At 44.3% G+C, this 18165-nt stretch carries 12 protein-coding genes; 7 read left to right on the forward strand and 5 right to left on the reverse strand.

Annotated elements, in window-relative coordinates; genetic code table 11:
- Positions 1–92 precede the first annotated feature (92 nt).
- From INQ51_RS20750 to INQ51_RS20760, 3 genes are all read left to right on the forward strand, one after another.
- Entirely contained in the window at positions 93–488 is a 396-nt protein-coding gene (locus INQ51_RS20750) for a BlaI/MecI/CopY family transcriptional regulator (RefSeq protein ID WP_119437515.1), read from the forward strand.
- Positions 473–2077 carry a M56 family metallopeptidase gene (locus INQ51_RS20755; RefSeq protein ID WP_233379905.1) on the forward strand — a complete coding sequence of 535 codons (1605 nt, stop codon included), beginning with the start codon at positions 473–475 and terminating at the stop codon, positions 2075–2077. Before INQ51_RS20750 ends, INQ51_RS20755 begins: the two co-directional genes overlap by 16 nt.
- A gap of 96 nt (positions 2078–2173) precedes the next feature.
- Positions 2174–2743, forward strand: a complete 570-nt coding sequence (locus tag INQ51_RS20760) for a YdeI/OmpD-associated family protein (RefSeq protein WP_233379906.1) — start codon at positions 2174–2176, stop codon at positions 2741–2743.
- 159 nt (positions 2744–2902) lie between these two features.
- On the opposite strand, the gene INQ51_RS20765 is transcribed toward INQ51_RS20760, so the two are convergent.
- The 5 genes from INQ51_RS20765 to INQ51_RS20785 all read right to left on the reverse strand — a co-directional run bounded on the left by INQ51_RS20765 (position 2903) and on the right by INQ51_RS20785 (position 11939).
- A complete protein-coding gene (locus INQ51_RS20765; RefSeq protein WP_233379907.1) occupies positions 2903–4765 on the reverse strand; it encodes an alpha-amylase family protein in 1863 nt (620 codons plus the stop codon).
- A gap of 93 nt (positions 4766–4858) precedes the next feature.
- On the reverse strand, positions 4859–6697 hold the full coding sequence (locus INQ51_RS20770) for a glycoside hydrolase family 13 protein (RefSeq protein WP_233379908.1): 1839 nt from the start codon (positions 6695–6697) through the stop codon (positions 4859–4861).
- A gap of 82 nt (positions 6698–6779) precedes the next feature.
- Positions 6780–9089, reverse strand: coding sequence for a family 65 glycosyl hydrolase domain-containing protein (locus INQ51_RS20775; protein WP_233379909.1), 2310 nt, complete (start codon positions 9087–9089; stop codon positions 6780–6782).
- A gap of 9 nt (positions 9090–9098) precedes the next feature.
- Positions 9099–10619 carry an MFS transporter gene (locus INQ51_RS20780; protein ID WP_233379910.1) on the reverse strand — a complete coding sequence of 507 codons (1521 nt, stop codon included), beginning with the start codon at positions 10617–10619 and terminating at the stop codon, positions 9099–9101.
- A gap of 300 nt (positions 10620–10919) precedes the next feature.
- Positions 10920–11939 carry a LacI family DNA-binding transcriptional regulator gene (locus tag INQ51_RS20785; protein ID WP_233379911.1) on the reverse strand — a complete coding sequence of 340 codons (1020 nt, stop codon included), beginning with the start codon at positions 11937–11939 and terminating at the stop codon, positions 10920–10922.
- Between the two features lie 349 nt (positions 11940–12288).
- Between INQ51_RS20785 and INQ51_RS20790 the strand changes: the two genes are divergently transcribed.
- Genes INQ51_RS20790 through INQ51_RS20805 form a run of 4 tightly spaced genes read left to right on the forward strand, consistent with a single transcriptional unit; the run spans position 12289 to position 18162 of the window.
- Entirely contained in the window at positions 12289–15321 is a 3033-nt protein-coding gene (locus INQ51_RS20790) for a SusC/RagA family TonB-linked outer membrane protein (protein ID WP_233379912.1), read from the forward strand.
- Positions 15322–15333: 12 nt separating this feature from the next.
- Complete coding sequence (locus INQ51_RS20795) at positions 15334–16719, forward strand: RagB/SusD family nutrient uptake outer membrane protein (protein ID WP_233379913.1); 1386 nt, start codon at positions 15334–15336, stop codon at positions 16717–16719.
- A gap of 58 nt (positions 16720–16777) precedes the next feature.
- On the forward strand, positions 16778–17281 hold the full coding sequence (locus INQ51_RS20800; protein ID WP_233379914.1) for a DUF5004 domain-containing protein: 504 nt from the start codon (positions 16778–16780) through the stop codon (positions 17279–17281).
- Positions 17278–18162, forward strand: a complete 885-nt coding sequence (locus tag INQ51_RS20805) for a hypothetical protein (protein ID WP_233379915.1) — start codon at positions 17278–17280, stop codon at positions 18160–18162. Before INQ51_RS20800 ends, INQ51_RS20805 begins: the two co-directional genes overlap by 4 nt.
- Positions 18163–18165: the final 3 nt, after the last annotated feature.

An 18165-nucleotide genomic window follows, 5' to 3' on the forward strand; every position in this document is an offset into this window, starting at 1 on the left:
TCTACAACTACTATTTTTTTAGTATTTTTATTACATCGATAGTTTTTCATATAATTTTAATTACTACATTTGTAGTAGAAATTATTAGAAGGATGAAGACACTTACAAAAGCAGAAGAGCAAATTATGCAGATCCTCTGGAAACTAAAAGAGGCAGTAGTAAAACAGGTGGTAGATGAATTTGAAGACCCAAAACCGGCTTATACCACTGTCGCTACCGTTCTAAAGGTGCTGGAAAAAAAAGGTTTTGTTCAGAGTAAAAAAGTAGGGAACGTAAATCTTTTTTTTACCGAGGTGAGTAAACAGGAATACACAAAGGTCCAGTTCAGTTCGTTGCTTAAAAATTATTTTAACGGCTCTTTCCCTAAAATGGCCACCTTTTTTGCCAAAGAGAATAACCTGAGCCTCGAAGAGCTGGAAGAGATAATGAAGATTACTGAGGAGGAAATAAAAAAAGAAAAGGAAGAAAAGCCATGGAAACGCTATTAAGCTATTTAATCAGCGCCTCAGCCGGTATCGTTCTGTTTTATTCCGTGTATTGGCTGTTCCTCCGGAAAGAAACTTTCCACCAGGCCAACCGCTTCTATCTTCTGGCGGCCTTGCTTACTGCCGCACTCCTGCCGGTTTTCCCTCTACAATACAGGGTTTTGATAGAAGCCGGCACCAACGCCCCGATTCGTACCATTGCCGATACGTTCAAAAACATTCCGGTTACAGAAGCTATTAACAATAGTGGTACGGTTTTCAATTGGCAACACGCACTCTTGATTGTTTATCTCACGGGAGCTTCCATTTTCATGTTGCGCCTGCTCATACAAACCGCTGTGTTATTGTCACTGATGATCAAGCACCGGATGAAATCATTCGAAGGTGTCAGAATTATCGAAAATGAGAAATACGGTCTACCCTTCTCGTTTTTCAACGTAATATTTATCAATCCGAAATTTCACACACAGGACGACCTGCCGGAAATTCTGGCTCACGAAAAAGTGCACATTCGTGAGAATCACTGGTTCGACCTGCTTTTTATAGAACTGTTAACAGTCATCTTTTGGTTCAACCCATTTATTTGGTTCTTTGAACGATCCATTAAACAAAACCATGAGTACCTGGCCGACAAAGGTGTTCTTGCGCAAGGACACACTGTAGCCCGCTACCAGGCTTTATTAGTAAACCAGTTAATGGGCATGCAGATTATTGGCATTACCAACAACCTGAACTTTGCTCTTAACGCAAATCGATTAAAAATGATGACGAAAAAGAGAACACCGCACATACGCGGAGTAAAATTTATGTGGGCACTACCTGCCCTTGCGCTTCTGTTGTTTGCTTTTGCAGAACCGGAATATCAAGCCTCCAATCAAGAACAGCAGACCGGTGAAGTACAAGCAAGCAAGTTGATTTCACAAAAAAACATCAAACTAAATGGTGTGGTTACGGATGAAGATGGCGACCCAATGCCCGGAACATCGGTACTTGTAAAGGGGGGGACTGTTGGAACAGTAGTTGACAAAGATGGCACATTCTCACTGGATGTCCCGGAAAAATCAAGTATTGTATTGTCTTTTGTCGGGAAAGAAACCCTGGTGGAACATTACACTCAAATTACTTCCGGGGAAATGAAAGAGGGAGCATTTTATAAAGAATACGTTCTGAGAGATGCGGTAATTTTAATTGGCCCGGCAGCACCTGCCTCTCCTCCTCCCCCACCTCCTCCAGGAAAAAAGGAGAAGTTAACTCCACCGCCACCACCGCCACCAGCCAGTGGTGAAAAAGAAGTATTTATAGTAGTAGAAGATATGCCTGAATACCCCGGAGGATCAGAGGCATTGGGTGACTATGTTTACAAAATGCAGCAGAAAATAGCGCAGGAAAAAGGCGTAAAAGGAAAAGCAAAAGTTGCGTTTACAGTAAATGCTGCGGGCAAAGTCACCGACATCAAAGTAGTTGAAAAAGACAATGATGCCGCCGCAAAAGGAGCTGTAGCAATAGCCTCCAACATGCCGGAATGGAAACCCGGAAAACAGCGAGGCAAAGCTGTTCCGGTAAAATACCTGCTTCCGGTTGAGTTTAAATAACAGAAAACAGGAAAATAAAATTAGCACCCGCTGATCTGCTCCATGCAGTCTGCGGGTGTTTTTGTATCTTGTTGACAACAAATCAACTTCAAACAAATGAAAACCATTTTTTTCGAAACATCCGAACAATGGGAAAGCTGGCTCGAGCAAAACCACGACACTGAAACCGAATTATGGCTTGTATACTTCAAAAAACACACAGATGTTCCCGGAATTTCTTACGAAGAATCGGTTCAATCAGCTTTATGCTGGGGCTGGATCGACGGTTTGGTAAAAAAGCTGGATGAAGATCGCTATGTCCGAAAGTTCACGCCCCGAAAAGAGAACAGCGTTTGGTCGGAATCCAACAAAAAGCGGGTTGCCGCATTGTTAAAAGAAGGGAGAATAAAACCTGTGGGTTGGCAAAAAATAGAAGCCGCCCAACAAAACGGCAATTGGGACAGAGTAAACACTCCCCCTGAAATAGATCTGACAATTCCACAGGAACTTAAAGAAGAGTTCGAGAAACATACAACAGCAGCCGAATATTTTAACGGGCTCAGCAAAAGACATCAGAAGGAATACCTTCTCTGGATAAAAACAGCCAAGCGACCGGAAACGCGCGCCAGACGCGTAAAAGAATCGATTGAACTCATGCTGAAGAAAAAGAATCTGGGGTTAAAATAAACGAATAAAAAAAAGAAAGGTTGGTAGTTTACCAACCTTTTCTCAATCAACCTAAACCTAAACTAAACCAAAAACCAAACCACCTCTATGGTGAGTAATTTCTTTCGATCTTTGTTACTATGAAACAATTGCTTACAGAAAAAGTTTAAAACGTTGATTCTATTTTTTCACTTTTAAAATATAAGATTCCAGCCCCGGCAAAACGAGGTCAATGTAGCCTTGCCCCTTTTTAACCACCAAACGCAAATCTTCTTTTCCACTCAACTGATCCACCAGCCGATAAGTGCCATCTTCCAGGCTCCATGTGGCCACAGTTTCCCCATCCATTCTTAGCTGAAATGCATGTTCAGCCTCCTCAAAATTACTGACGATAATAAGTTGCTCATCACCCTTCCAGCGAACAAACGAAAACAACTTATCGGTATATCCTTCGGTATTCTCCCGGTTGTAAGAATGAATCTCTTTGTACGCTCCCAGCAGCGCTTCCGAGTGCGCTGAAAAGCTCAGTAAAGTCTTGTAACAGTCGTTTAAATCTTTCTCAGCAGGACTTAGCTGTCCGCCATCAAATTTTCCGTTGTTCATCCAACGCTGGTGGGCCGGAACTCCGCAATAATCGAAAATCGACGTTCGCGATTCGTCGCCAAAACCCATATCTCCGTCGCCCCGTTCTCCTACGTTCTGCCCAAAATACAACATGGTTGGAGAGGTGCTCATGCAGGTTGATACGACCATCGCGGGTTTTCCTTTTTCAGCTTTTCCGGCAAAAAGAGCACTTGCAATACGCTGTTCATCGTGGTTTTCGAGAAAATGCAACATGTGGTGTTCAATGTCTGCCAGACCATTGTAAATTGCCGGAAGATGATCGGTACTTCCGTGCCCTTGCATAATGTGTTTTAGCGTATCATACAATTCCACCTTGTCGTACAGATAATCCATTTTCCCCTTAAAAATATAATCGCGGTACAAAGCCGGATTATAAACCTCGGCCAAAAGAAAAGCCTCCTTGTTTTTCATTTTGATGGCCGAGTTCATGTAACTCCAGAATTCAACGGGTACCATTTCAGCCATATCGTAACGAAAACCATCCACCCCCTTATCAAGCCAAAACAGTGCAATATCTCTGAATTTCTTCCACGAATCCGGAACATCCTTGTCTTGCCAGAACTCAAAATGCTCCCGGTAGTCTTTTTTATCAAAACCTTCGGGCAAAACATCAAAATCGTAGCTTCCGTCCGGACGAACTCCGTAATTCACTTTTACAGTTTCGTACCAGTCATAAAAGTCGGGTTGTGTTTTTCGCGAGCCATTGCCCGTCCATTTAACCGGGTATTCGTCAAACTTACCGTCAGCCAGCGGGTGCTTTTCGCCACCCAAAGGCAAATAGCCATTTTTACTTTCGGGCACCTTAAAAACTTCGCCCGGTATGTAATAAAAATTGTTATCCCGCGCATATTCCACCGAAGTATCATCCTTATCGCCAAAATCAGAAACACCTTCAGGCCTCGAAATTGACTGATAATTCCGGGCAACGTGGTTGGGGACAATGTCAATGACTACCTTCATTCCGTGTTGATGCGTACGATCAATAAGCGCTTCAAATTCTTCTATTCTTTTGGCCGGATCAACCGCCAGATCAGGATCCACATTGTAGTAATCTTTGATTGCATAAGGCGAACCGGCACGGCCTTTTACCACGTCCGGATCGTCGTTCGAGATGCCGCAAGCCGTATAATCGCGGATCACATCGTGGTGCGGAATGCCGGTATACCAGATATGGGTTACTCCCATCGATTTGATTTCGTCCAGCGCCCGGTCGGTAAAATCATTGAACTTGCCAACCCCGTTCTCTTCAATCGTTCCCCACGCCTTATTGGTGGTGTTTGTATTTCCAAACAAGCGCGTAAAAACCTGGTAAACCACCAGTTTCCCCTTAGGAGATGCCGGCTGCTCTGTTTCTTGTTTTTGAGGAGATTGGCAGGCGGAGAAAGCCCAAAAGATAAGTAGGATTGATAGTTTCTTCATAATTATAAAACGCTGATGACGCAGATATAACTGATAAACACAGATTATAACAGCAAAAATCTGTCTAACCTGTGCTATCCGTGTTTTTATTCGTTACTTTTTCAATTCAACAATAACCGCCGACTTTGCCGGAACAGTAATTCTACTGATATCAGAAACTTCCTTGCCGCTTATAATTTCTTTACCTGAATTATAGCCATTTATCACTTCCTGAAAGCGATCCGTAGCAATCGTTTTTTCTTCTGCATTTTTATTCAGAATAACCATCACCGCTTCGTTGTCGGTATAACGGAAATACGCGTAAGTCCCGTTCTCTGGAATGAAATGCAACAGTTTCCCGTTGTGGATCACTTTGGCCGATTTACGCCAGTTCTGAATGTTTGCCACATACTTTTGCATGTCTTTGGCTGCATCGCTCAATCCTTCTCCGGTAAATGCATTTACCTTGTCGCCTTCCCAGCCTCCGGGAAAATCAGCGCGGATATCGCCGTGCTCGCTTCCTTCGTGGCGCATCAGGATTTCGGTTCCGTAATAGATTTGCGGAATCCCACGCGTGGTAAGAAAGAAAGCCACTCCCATTTTCAGCAGGTCAGCATCCTCTCCCACCTGTACATAAAAGCGCGACATGTCGTGGTTATCCGGGAAAATCGTCAGGTGAAACGGATCGGGATACAGAAAGTCGTTCGACAAAGCTTCGTAAATCTGGATTAGTCCGGTATCCCAGGTCTCATCGTTTTTAAGACCTGCAGCCACCGCACTTTGCAGTGGAAAATCCATCATGCTGGGCGCATGGTTTTTGTATCCATCCTGGTTGTATTTTCCTTTTTGCCAGTAGGAAACAATGGCCGGATTCACGCTCCATTCTTCACCCACGATATTAAAATTGGGATATTCTTCGAGCATTTCCTTGGTCCATTCACTCATCATGTTTTTGTCAGGATAAGGCCACGTGTCCTGCCGGATGCCTTCCAATCCCACATATTCTGTCCACCAGATGCTGTTTTGAATCAGGTACCTGGCCATAAAAGGATTGCGCTGGTTCAGATCGGGCATGGCAGAAACAAACCATCCGTCAACCAAAGCACTAATGTCAGCCTTCGAAGCATGCGGATCTTCGTGTACTGTCCGTCGGTGGTTGGTGATCTTCATCTCCGGGTAATTATTGATCCAGTCTTTCATGGGCATATCGTGCATCCACCAGTGTTCCGAGCCGCAATGATTAAAAATCATGTCCATGATGAGCTTCATTCCCCGCTTGTCAAGCTCCTCATTTAGTTCACGGTATTCGTCGTTGCTGCCAAAACGCGCATCCACTTTGTAAAAATCGGTTGTAGCATAGCCGTGATAGGATGACTCGGGCATATCGTTTTCCAGCACCGGATTCAGCCAAACAGCCGTATAACCCAGCTTTTGCAGGTAATCGAGCGAGTTGATGATCCCTCGAATATCGCCTCCGTGACGCCCCCATTTGTAACTTCGGTCCAATCCTTCTTTCATGCCCGGTACTTCGTCGTTACCCGGGTCTCCGTTCACAAAGCGGTCTGGAGTAATCAGGCAGATGACATCCGAGGAATTAAACCCAGTGCGGTCTGCCGAATTTGTTTCCCGCTCCCACAGCTCATAGGAATAAGTGGCCATCAACTTCTTCCCTTTTTTGAATTCGATGTTGAATTTCCCGGGCTGAACATCGCTTGCCAGCTTCAAGCCCACAAACAGGTAATTCGGGTTTTCAACCTTGGTAACCGATTCCAGCTCCACTCCCGGGTAACTCAGTGTTACGTCGGTTTGTGAAATATTTTCCCCGTGAATCAGCAGTTGAAGGTGTGTTGTTTTCATTCCGACCCACCAGTTAGGCGGTTCAACACGATCTAAATTCTGGGCACTGGCAACAAGTGTCAGCAATGATAAACAGAAAGTTATAAATGGTTTCATCATGACGATTTTATGAATTTATCCGAGCTATACCAGCTCTTCTTTTATAATTTTTGAAAGAACATTTGTGGCAGTCTTCCAGTTACTTTTTAAACGCAGTCTCAGTTTTCCCTTTTATCAGCGATTCGTTTCCCCAAACCGTTACCGGCACATCCACATCCGAATGATTGATGACCATAAAAAGATCCCGGTTCTTTTTCACCTCAAGATGAGCGCCTCCAAAGTTGATCCGAAAGCTGTAGGCATTCCATTTTTCGGGCAGAAATGGTCTGAAAGTTAGCTTCCCAGCTTTCACACGCATTCCTCCAAGCCCCATTACAAAGGCCATCCAGGTTCCTCCCATGCTGGTGATGTGCAGTCCGTCTTCGGTATCGTTGTTATAATCATCCAAATCCAGGCGGGCGGTGCGCAGGTACATTTCGTACGACTTTTCGCTGTACCCGATTCGCGCTGCCAAAATCGAATGCACACAAGGCGAAAGCGAAGATTCATGAACAGTTAGCGGCTCATAAAAATCAAAATGACGGCGCAATTCCTCTTCTTCAAAATTCTCCTGGAATAAATACAGGCTCTGAAGCGTATCGGCCTGTTTTATGTACGGAGCACGCAAAATGCGGTCCCACGACCATTTTTGGTTGATCGGCCGGTCTTTGGGAGAAAGTTCCGAAACCGGAGTCAGGTCTTTGTCCAGAAATCCGTCTTGCTGGAGGTAGATTCCCCGTTTTTCATCGCGTGGAAAATACATGTTCTGAATAATATCAGCCCAGCGTTCTGTTTCCTGAAGTTCATTGAATTTCCATTTCTGAATTAGCTCTTCAAAAAGATACGGATGTTCCGTTTTCAGGTATTCAATAACTTCCAGTGTATATTTTAAGGTCCACACAGCAATGTAATTCGTGTGGAAATTGTTGTTCACATTGTTTTCGTATTCGTTGGGGCCGGTCACTCCCAGCATTACATATTTCTGCTTGTCTTGCGACCAGTTGACACGCTGGCTCCAAAACCGGCTGATTCCGAGCAATACCTCAAAACCCTGGGGTGCCAGGTATTCCTTGTCGCCCATGTAGTTCACATAATCATAAACAGCGTAGGCAATAGCGCCATTCCGGTGAATTTCTTCAAAAGTAATTTCCCATTCGTTGTGGCATTCTTCGCCGTTAATGGTTACCATCGGGTAAAGCGCAGCTCCGTTTGTAAAGCCAAGTTTACCGGCATTTTCAATGGCCTTTTGCAGGTGCTTGTGCCGGTAGATCAGCAGGTTTTTGGAAACCAGCTGCGGCGCCGTACTCAGGTAAAACGGAAGACAATAGGCTTCTGTATCCCAATAAGTTACCCCTCCGTATTTTTCGCCTGTAAATCCTTTTGGTCCAATGTTCAGCCGCTCATCCTCACCCGAATACGTTTGATTCAGTTGAAAAACATTAAAGCGAATTCCCTGCTGGGCAGCCACATCTCCTTCAATGCGAATATCGCTGGTTTCCCACTTCTCCAACCAGTGATTTTTATGACTTTCGAACAGCACATCAAACCCGGCAGATGCCGCCAACTCGATCGCTTCCCTGGCTTTCTGTACCAGTTGTTCTTTTGAATAATACAGGGATGAAACGGTTGACGAGAGTTTTTCAATCACCAGTTCATCGCCGTTATTTACCGCGACTTTCTGAGTGGCTTCAACATACTTCTCCCTGTTTGTATAAGTGATTTCCGTGTTTACTTTCTTTCCATTTTGAGTAAGCTCGAACCACATTCCGGTACAAACATGAAATTCCGTTTTGAGTGTTTCAACGGTAAGGTAGCCTTCCTGACCGCCAATGGCGCGGGAAACTTCCACCCAGAATTTTTCATCGTAGTTCGAATCTTCGTTCTCCACATCGCCATCCAGATAAGGGGTAAATTCAATCTCACCCGAAAAATTCAACGCTTTTACAGAATAGCGGATAGCACCAATCTCCGTGGCATTGATGCTTACAAAGCGATGCGAACTCACTTCTACCTGGTTTCCGTTTTTTAGTTCGGCAACAAAGCGGCGCGAGAGCAAACCGTGTTGCATGTCGAGTTCCCGGACAAACGAAAGTACTTTGACTTTTGCCAGGTCCAGTTCTTCGCCATTAACCCGGATGTTAATCCCAATCCAATTAGTGGAGTTAATGATCTTGGCAAAATATTCCGGGTAGCCGTTTTTCCACCAACCCACGCGGGTTTTGTCCGGATAATAGATCCCGGCTACATACGTTCCGTTCAGCGAATCGCCCGAGTACTTTTCCTCGAAATTGGCACGCTGTCCCATTTTCCCGTTTCCAATACTGAAAAGACTTTCAGAAATACGGTTAAAAGCAGGATTGAACCCCTCTTCTATAATTTTCCATTCGTGATGGATTATGTACTCCTTCATTGTTTCTTTCTAATAAGTTTGTTTTTCTGCTGCTACATCTTTCACAAAAAGCACCATTACTGCGGCAACGGCCATGGATACCCCGCCAAAAACCAATGCATAAATGGCTTCTCCGTTGAACAGGTCCTGTACCATGAATCCGAGAATGGTGGCTGCCAAAATCTGAGGGATAACGATGAAGAAATTGAAGATCCCCATATAAATCCCCATTTTCCGGGCCGGCAACGACCCGGTGAGAATGGCGTAAGGCATGGAAAGAATACTCGCCCAGGCGATACCCACTCCTACCATCGGCAGAATCAGCCAGTTGGGATCTTCTATGAGGTAAATGGCTGCCAAAGCTATCCCGCCAATGGCCAGACTAATGGCATGCGTAATTTTCCGGCTGGTTAGTTTTGCCACCACCGGGAGTGCAAAAGCAATCAGCGCAGCCACTCCATTGTAAACGCCAAAAAGCAGATTTACCCAATCGGCACCGTCATTGTAAAGTTTCGAAGTAGTGTCGGAGGTTCCATAAACATGACTCGTGATTCCGGCGGTTGAATAAATCCACAACGAAAAAAGCGCCATCCAGGTAAAGAACTGTACCAGCGCCAGTTGTTTCATGGTAAGCGGCATGCGAAGCAAGTCGCTAAATATTTCCACCAATGCACTCTCTTCTCCTTTTTTTGATTTCAGAACAACTGCCACCAGCATTAGCACTGCGAAAAGAAGCAGTATCCCTCCCAGGATATAAAGCTCTTCTTTCAGATGCAAAAAGAGGGTGAGTACAACAATCAGTAAACCTACCAAACCAAAAATTCCACCTACTTTTATAAACTGGCCGCCCGCAACTTCCTTCTCATGGTACAAGGTTGAAGTTTCGGTGGTTTTCATTTCAGCAGCTTCAAATTCCTTCAGTTTCTCCGGCGAATATTCTTTCGACGATATGACTGTCCAAAGAATAGCCGCAAAAAAGACGGCAGCACCAATGTAAAACGACCACCTCACCGACGGAGGAATAATTCCTTCCGCTGCCGTATTGGGAATGTTCAGCCAGTTGGTCATCACATACGGAAGCAGCGACCCAACCACCGCACCTGTACCGATAAAGAAACTTTGCATCGCAAATCCCATCGTTCGCTGCTCGTCGGGAAGCATATCGCCTACAAACGCACGAAAAGGTTCCATTGACACGTTGATGGAAGCATCCATGATCCACAAGGTACCCGCAGCCACCCACAGTGCAGGTGAGTTCGGCATTACCAGCAGTGCCAGCGAAGCAAAAATGGCCCCAAAAAGAAAATACGGACGCCGGCGCCCCAGCCGGTTCCAGGTTTTATCACTTGCATGACCGATCAGCGGCTGGACGATTAAGCCGGTTACGGGGGCTGCAATCCATAATATGGGAATGTCTTCAATATTAGCACCCAGCGTTTCGAAGATACGGCTGACATTGGCATTCTGCAGTGCAAATCCAAACTGGATGCCCAGAAAGCCAAAACTCATATTCCAAATCTGCCAAAAGCTTAACGTAGGTCTTTTACTCATAGCAATTGTCTTTAGTGTAGTTTAGCTGTAAAAATTAAAATGAAAGTTACAGCAAATGAACTTTGCCGTTGAAAATGAAATGGGAGTAATCGTTGATTTTGCCGAAACAAATATAAAGCACAATGTCCTTAATTTCCAAATCGGTATACACCCTAAACGCCTTTAAATTGGCAGATTACGGACCAAAACACCCATTTCAAACGTTTGCAGAAAATGAAAATATATTCTACAACATATTTTTAGAAACATCTAAAAAATGTCTCGACTAAGCTGTGAAAATGAATTTCAGCAGAAAACGGCTTATAAAAATACGGAAGATCCACGCACGATCAGGTCAGCGTTCAACACGCGGGTTTCATAAGGGTAGTCATTGTTGTCGCTGGTTATTCTTCGCAAAAGCATTTCGGTAGCAACTGTCCCCATTTCGTAACCATGCTGGTCAACCGAAGTAAGCGTTGGATCTGTAATTCCTGAAAAGCGGCCGTCAGAAAAACCAACAACTGCAATTTCGTCTGGAATTTTAAACCCTCTTTTCTGAATGGTTTGCATGGCTCCAATGGCAGTAAGATCGTTGGTGGCGAACACCCCATCAAATTCCTTTTTCTCGTTTAAAAGACGCATCACTGCCAGGCGTGCTTTCTCAAAAGAATCAGCTTCAATAATCAACGAAGGATCGACTTTTATCCCCGCTTCCTCCAGTGCTTTTATATAGCCTTCTTTTCGTTGACGTCCGATCAGTAATTTTTGAGGCCCTGCAAAATGCACAATACGTTTTCGCCCGGTTTCAATCAGGTGGCGTGTTGCCCGGTACGAGGCATCCAGGTCATCGATGATCACCTGATCGGCTTCCAGCCCGGGCACCACCCGGTCGTAAAAAACCAGCGGAATATTGTTATCCTGCAAATTATGGAGGTGCTGAAAGTCTTCGGTATGCTTTGAAACCGACACTAAAACACCGTCCACACGGCTGGCCAGCAAAGTACGGGCGTTGGCAACTTCCCGCTCATACCGTTCGTTCGACTGGCAAATAATCACATTAAAACCCGCATCATAGGCAACATCCTCAATCCCGCTAATTACTGAAGAAAAAAAGTAGTGAACAATCTCCGGGATAATCACGCCAATGGTATGGCTGCGTCGTTGTTTCAGGCTTAGTGCTACGGCATTCGGCTGATAATTCAGCTTTTGCGCCAGTTCATTCACCGCACGTTTGGTCTCCTCACTTATATCAGGATGATTCTTCAGCGCACGCGAAACAGTTGAAGCAGAGATATTCAATTCACGGGCTATATCTTTTATGGTAACAAGTCCGCTTTTCATAATTTATTTCCGACAGAAACAGGGAGATAGTAAAAAGGTTGATTTCCGGTTTCTTCGTCGTATGTACAAATATACATTTTTATATCATTCTTCTCCCATTTAAACCCTGTGCTTTCACCCCACCGGTAACCACCTGTTTTATAACATATTTGGCGCAAACGACACCGCAAACGTTTGCAGTAATACGCCAGTTAAAAAGCCCGGACTTTTGTTAACATTTATTATAATTTCGTTTCAGAATTTGGTTTTGTTGAATATGAAACAAAATGTAATCGGTTGATTTTTTGCCATTTAACCAGTTAAAGATTATTTAACAAAAACGAAGAGTTATAAACTAATAGAATTAAAAATGAGGATCATTCGTAAAAACCTTAAAGTTGTCTTGTTTTTGATTGCCCTGCTAAGCTTTAGCTATAGTTATGCGCAAGTAAAAACAATAGCAGGTAAAGTTACCGACGCTGACAGCGGCGAACCCTTACCTGGTGTTACCATCGTGGTAAAAGGCACTACAAACGGTACCATAACCAATTTCGACGGAGACTACTCGATCAAAGTGGAGACGGGTCAAATACTACAGTTCTCTTTTGTCGGATACCTAAAGCAGGAGATTGCCATTAGCAATCAAAATGAACTCAGTGTTAAGCTGAAGACAGATACCGAACAACTCGAAGAAGTAGTAGTAGTTGGTTATGGTATTCAGAAAAAACGCGAGATTGTTGGTTCTATCGCCAAAGTAGAAAGTGAAGATATCGGAAACAAGCTTACTTCATCGTTTGAAGGCGTTTTGGCCGGCCAGGCCCCCGGGGTAAGTGTTACAACCGGTAGCGGTATGGCAGGCTCAAGTGCGATAGTAAGAGTAAGGGGAGTTGCCTCGATCAACTCGGCCGGCGACCCGCTTTACGTTGTTGACGGAATCCCAATCACCAACGACATTTTCGGACTGGGTGGAAGAACCGGTGGGATGAACATTAACCCACTTGCATCGATCAACCCAAACGACATTGAATCTATCGAAGTACTGAAAGATGCTTCTGCAACCGGTATCTATGGTTCGCGCGGGGCCAACGGTGTTATCCTGATTACTACTAAAAAAGCTAAAGGGAACGAAGTAAAAGTAGAGTTCAGTACCAAACAAAGTATAAGCAACCCAACCAAGAAAGTAAATATGACCAACTCGGCCGAGTGGTTGCAGTTGTACAAAGAAGCCTGGGAAAACGACGGAAATACAGGCATTCCAACGGGACTTCCTGGTGGGTTAACCTGGGAAGAAGCTCAGAAAAACAGTACCGACTGGTGGGACGAAGTTACCAGAACCGGCTACAAACAGGATTATAACCTGAATGCCAACTTCGGAATTGTTGACGACCTGATTGCGCGAATCAACTGGGGAGTTACAGAAGATAAGACTTATCTGGTAGACAACGATCTGGAGCGAATTAACCTTGGTCTGAATCTTCAATATGTACCGTCATCCAAGTTTAGTTCCTCGCTTTCATCGTCGACTGCTCAAACATCTACCAGTCTTCCGGGAAACCCCTGGGACGGAGGTTTAGGAGCAGCAATGGGTTATGCACTCCCGATTTATCCGGTTCATAATTCCGACGGCTCTTTCTTCCGTGGAGGAGGAAACTCGGGTAACCCGGTAATGATGAACGAATTGAGAGACGATAAAAATGACGAGTTCAGAATGATAAATAGCCTGACCCTCAATTATGCACCCACTGAAAAATTATCGTTCATTTTTAATGGTGCCCTGGATTACCTGAACTTCAAAAACGAGGGAGTTGAAAAAGGGCAGCTGAGAACCTCCGGAAAAGACTACCGTTGGGAAAATAACCGCAAGGTTTATAACTGGAACTACAGTGTTGTAGCCAATTATGACTTTAAACTTGCCAATACTGACCATGATCTGAAAGCCATGCTTGGACATGAGTTACAGGAATCGGTGACCACCGGTACCAACTACAACTGGGATTACAGCCGCGATGAAGTTAAGGCCACTGAAGACCTTAGAGACGAACACTGGCGTTTTATCAGTTTCTTCGGAAGAATGAACTACCTGTACAAAGGCCGTTATATCGCTCAAGCTACCTTAAGAACAGATGGTTCATCACGTTTTGGTAAAAATAACAAGTACGGATATTTCCCCACATTTGCCTTGGGATGGATTGTTTCGGAAGAAGACTTCCTGAAAAACAGCAGTATAATTTCTTTCCTGAAACTTAAAGCCAGCTACGGGATAACCGGGAACTCGAATATTCCCAACTACGAACACATTGGTACCTACAGAATATCAACGAACGAAAACGAAAAATACAACGAATTGCCGATTCGTTATCCTGAAAAATTCGAAAACCCTGACTTAAAATGGGAGACCACCAACAGTTATGACCTGGGTATTGACGCCCGTTTCTTAGACGGAAGAATATCAACAGAAGCTGCCTATTTCTTTAAGGAATCAAAAGATGTGTTTGTAAACCTTGCTATTACGGCTACTTCGGGCTACGGAAGTCAGTGGCAAAACCTTGCTACCATCGAAAACGAAGGTCTGGAATTTAGTATTACCACACAAAACCTGGTGGGGAAATTTGAGTGGGAAACACAGTTCAACATCGCTACTTTACGCAACGAAGTTACTGACCTGGGTGGTTTAACTACCGAAGAAATTGGCGGAGGAACAAACGACACCCGTATTCTGAAAGGCTATCCTGTGGGAACCAACCGCCTGGTGAGAGTTCCCAGGATTGACCCGGCCGACGGACGACCGATTTACCTCGATAAAAACGGTAACGAAACCAAAACCTACAAATTTGAAGGAGAAGAAGGTTTTGCTGTGGCTGCGGGTAAAGTTATTCCTGATTTTACAGGAGGTTTCACCAATACCTTCCGGTATAAAAATTTTTCGCTTAGCGCTTTATTTACTTTCAGTGTTGGCGCCCAAATTTACGATTCGTCGGCCAAACGCCAAATGGGACTGGCTTCTGACTGGAACTTCAGAACCGACATATTCGACCACTGGAGACAACCCGGCGATGTTGCCAAATATCCAAGGATGTCGCGCGAAGGATCTACCTACGGAAAAGACGGAGAACAATGGTTCAACTCAACCATGTGGTTGTTCGATGGCGATTATTTACGCTTAAAGAACCTGACTCTCTCTTACGACATTAGTCCAAAAGTGTTGAACAAGTACGGTATCAGCAGAACCAAACTGTTTGTTACCGGAACCAACCTGCTTACTTTCACCAAATACCCCGGTGCCGACCCTGAAGTGGCCAGAGACCACGATGACCCACGCGACAGGAACATGAGTGCTAACGTAAGTTTCCTTACGCCTCCGCAGGAAAGGGTATATACCTTTGGTTTAAATGTCTCATTCTAAAATTGCTGTGAAATGAAAAATAAATTTCTATACATATTAATCTCTGTCGGGCTTCTTTTTTCTGCCTGCGAAAGCTGGCTTGAAATCAACCCCGAAGATAAAGGAGTAATCCTTGAATCGGATGCATTGAACACAAAGCAGGATGTAACCGAACTGCTCAATGCTGCCTACGATGTTGTAAATGGTTTCTATGGAGGTCGTTTTCAGCGAACTTCTGAATTACTGGGCGATAATGTTGTATTGCGCGATGGAATAACCGATGAAATGGTGAACATATACAAACGTTACACCACCGGATATTTTACCGACAACGAAAGCTATGATCAGGCCTATATTTGCATTCTCCGCTCGAACCTGATTCTGGAGAGCCTTGATAAGGTTTCAGGATTATCAGCTGCAGAAACCACACAAATGGCAGCAGAAGCTAAGTTTCTAAGAGGTATTGCTCATTTTGCAGTGGCCCGGCTTTTTGCTCAGCCTTACGGATATACCCCAAATAACGACCATGCGGGAATTGTGATCAAAACCAATTCAAAAGTAGAGTTATTACCTAGAAATACGGTGGCCGAAGTTTACAGTCAGATCATTTTGGATTTAACCGATGCTGAAACCGACCTGCCGGAAAGCAACTCAAACTTTGCGTATGCAACCAGCTGGGCAGCCAAAGTAGCTTTGGCCCAGGTTTATTTTCAAATGCACGATTACGAGAAGGCTTACAATAAAGCCAACGATGTAATTAACAACGGCCCTTTTACCTTTATCACCGATTTGGAAGAAGCCATTCCTGGTTCTACGGAAGATATTTTCAGACTGGTATCGAGCCAGACAACCGGAAAAAGAGTGGGTGGCGATTTTGGTGTATTCCGTTCTGACGGCACCAATATTCCCAACATCCGCATTGCTCCCGATGTGTATAAAAACATTATTAAAGCAGGAGCCGGCGACCTGAGAGCTGCCGCCTGGTACCAGGTATTTAATGCCGGTGCCGACAACGAATACGTGGCTCTCACAAAGTTTAATACCGAGTATGCTACCGTGCCCGTGCTGCGTTTAACTGAATTAAAGCTTTTACGTGCCGAGGCTGCCATATTAAAATCATCACCCGATAAAGCTACAGCTATTCAGGACGTGAATGACATTCGTGAAAGAGCTTATGCAAGTGCGTCGAAAAACCTTTTGGAAACCGCAACAAACGAAGCCGTATTAAATGCCGCCCGTACCGAACGCCGTTTGGAACTCATGGGCGAAGGTTATCATTTGCACGATTTGAAACGCCGGGGTTCAGCTGGTGAAGACATTGTAATCAGGGGAGTAGACTGGGATTATGTTGGACTCGTTATCCAATTTGCTGCCGCCGAGGCAAACGAAGTTTTTGTTCCAAATCCGGAACCTAATTAATCGTTCGCCCATAAAACAAAAGGAGATATAAGCGAAGATAATCAAAAGAAAAAAAGAGATGAAAAAGATATTTTCCATATTATTTGTGACACTGCTGCTCTTCTCGTGCCAGCCTGATGAGATTCCTCCGATCGGGGAAGCAACCGATTACATTCCGATGTTGACAGGCACCTGGAAGCTGAACAAGTTTGAACAAATTGATGCGGATGCGGAATCCAAAAGCTTTCCGGCATTTGCCACCGTAAAAGATCTAACCAACGTATTTCCGGGACATCCTTACACCGATTTCTCGATTACGTTTAATCCCGATGGTACTTTTACTGCCGATCCCGGTTCATCATACATGCAAATGCTCACCAGCGGAGACTGGGAAGTAGATGACACTGAATTCCCTTCAGCCATCATTCTTAGCAGTGGTTCCGAAACTCAAACCATTGCATTAAACAGTCTCGCCGATGTAATTCTGGGCAAAGTTGAGTTCAAGGAAGAACGCAAACAAGCTGACACCGGTAAGATCAAGATCAAATACATTTATTCACTTTCTAAAACTAGTGAGTTATGAGACAGTTAATTATAATATCCATACTGATATTCGGAACCTTTGTACTGAAGGCACAAGATGCTTTGCCAAAATTTACAGTAACACCTTCCGAAATCGATGCCTTAACCGAAAATGTTGTTATTGAATTTGATGTAACAGGCACAGCGGTTGAAGGACTTACTGATGTATACATCTGGTCGTGGGCTCCGGGACTCAATCCATCAGAAATGCTTTTGTGTTATGATCAGGGAAGCCCGAGTTGGGGAAGTATTTCCGACAATGCCAAACTGGAACCGGTTGCCGGCCAACCCAATAAATTCAGGTTATCGTTACCCAAAACGGTAACCCGTGCAGGCGTTGAAGTAACTTTTAACAACGTTGCCGAATTGTTTGGAGTAGGCGATACTCCGGGAAAGATTAAAGAATTTGGGTTCCTTCTTAGATCTCAGGATGGAGGCAGTGGAGGCAAACAAACACCCGGAGACATGAAAACCTCCATAACATTGCTTCCTCTGGAATTTGAACCCTCTTATTTCAGAACATTTCCGGCAAAAGTTTCCAAAAATGATGTGGTGACGGCCTACCTGAACCTCAGTTTGATTGAATCTTCTGAAAATCAAAAACTAAGTGTTTCGGATGCTTTTACAGCAACTGTTTCACTTTTGGATGAAAACGGAACCGTATTACTTACATCAGAGGCCTTCGAGACTACTTTCACCAGCGAAAAAGAACATGCCTTTTCTTTTATCGCCGAAATGCTGGGAGCTTTTCCGGAAGGCAAATCGCTCGACGATGTTTCAAAATGCCAGGTGGTTTTCTCAGGAAAAGTCTACAACCAGGATGAATCTTTCGAAACAGTTTCGACAAAGGTTTTTGAATTTGATTTTCAGGATTACGAATAACTT

Source organism: Maribellus sp. CM-23, from assembly GCF_021354595.1.
Lineage (GTDB): Bacteria > Bacteroidota > Bacteroidia > Bacteroidales > Prolixibacteraceae > Draconibacterium.

Excerpts from the sequence above, each read along its gene's own strand:
- INQ51_RS20750 (WP_119437515.1), top strand. The coding sequence starts at position 93 with ATGAAGACACTTACAAAAGCAGAAGAGCAAATTATGCAGATCCTCTGG.
- INQ51_RS20755 (WP_233379905.1), top strand. The coding sequence starts at position 473 with ATGGAAACGCTATTAAGCTATTTAATCAGCGCCTCAGCCGGTATCGTT.
- INQ51_RS20760 (WP_233379906.1), top strand. The coding sequence starts at position 2,174 with ATGAAAACCATTTTTTTCGAAACATCCGAACAATGGGAAAGCTGGCTC.
- INQ51_RS20765 (WP_233379907.1), bottom strand. The coding sequence starts at position 4,765 with ATGAAGAAACTATCAATCCTACTTATCTTTTGGGCTTTCTCCGCCTGC.
- INQ51_RS20770 (WP_233379908.1), bottom strand. The coding sequence starts at position 6,697 with ATGAAACCATTTATAACTTTCTGTTTATCATTGCTGACACTTGTTGCC.
- INQ51_RS20775 (WP_233379909.1), bottom strand. The coding sequence starts at position 9,089 with ATGAAGGAGTACATAATCCATCACGAATGGAAAATTATAGAAGAGGGG.
- INQ51_RS20780 (WP_233379910.1), bottom strand. The coding sequence starts at position 10,619 with ATGAGTAAAAGACCTACGTTAAGCTTTTGGCAGATTTGGAATATGAGT.
- INQ51_RS20785 (WP_233379911.1), bottom strand. The coding sequence starts at position 11,939 with ATGAAAAGCGGACTTGTTACCATAAAAGATATAGCCCGTGAATTGAAT.
- INQ51_RS20790 (WP_233379912.1), top strand. The coding sequence starts at position 12,289 with ATGAGGATCATTCGTAAAAACCTTAAAGTTGTCTTGTTTTTGATTGCC.
- INQ51_RS20795 (WP_233379913.1), top strand. The coding sequence starts at position 15,334 with ATGAAAAATAAATTTCTATACATATTAATCTCTGTCGGGCTTCTTTTT.
- INQ51_RS20800 (WP_233379914.1), top strand. The coding sequence starts at position 16,778 with ATGAAAAAGATATTTTCCATATTATTTGTGACACTGCTGCTCTTCTCG.
- INQ51_RS20805 (WP_233379915.1), top strand. The coding sequence starts at position 17,278 with ATGAGACAGTTAATTATAATATCCATACTGATATTCGGAACCTTTGTA.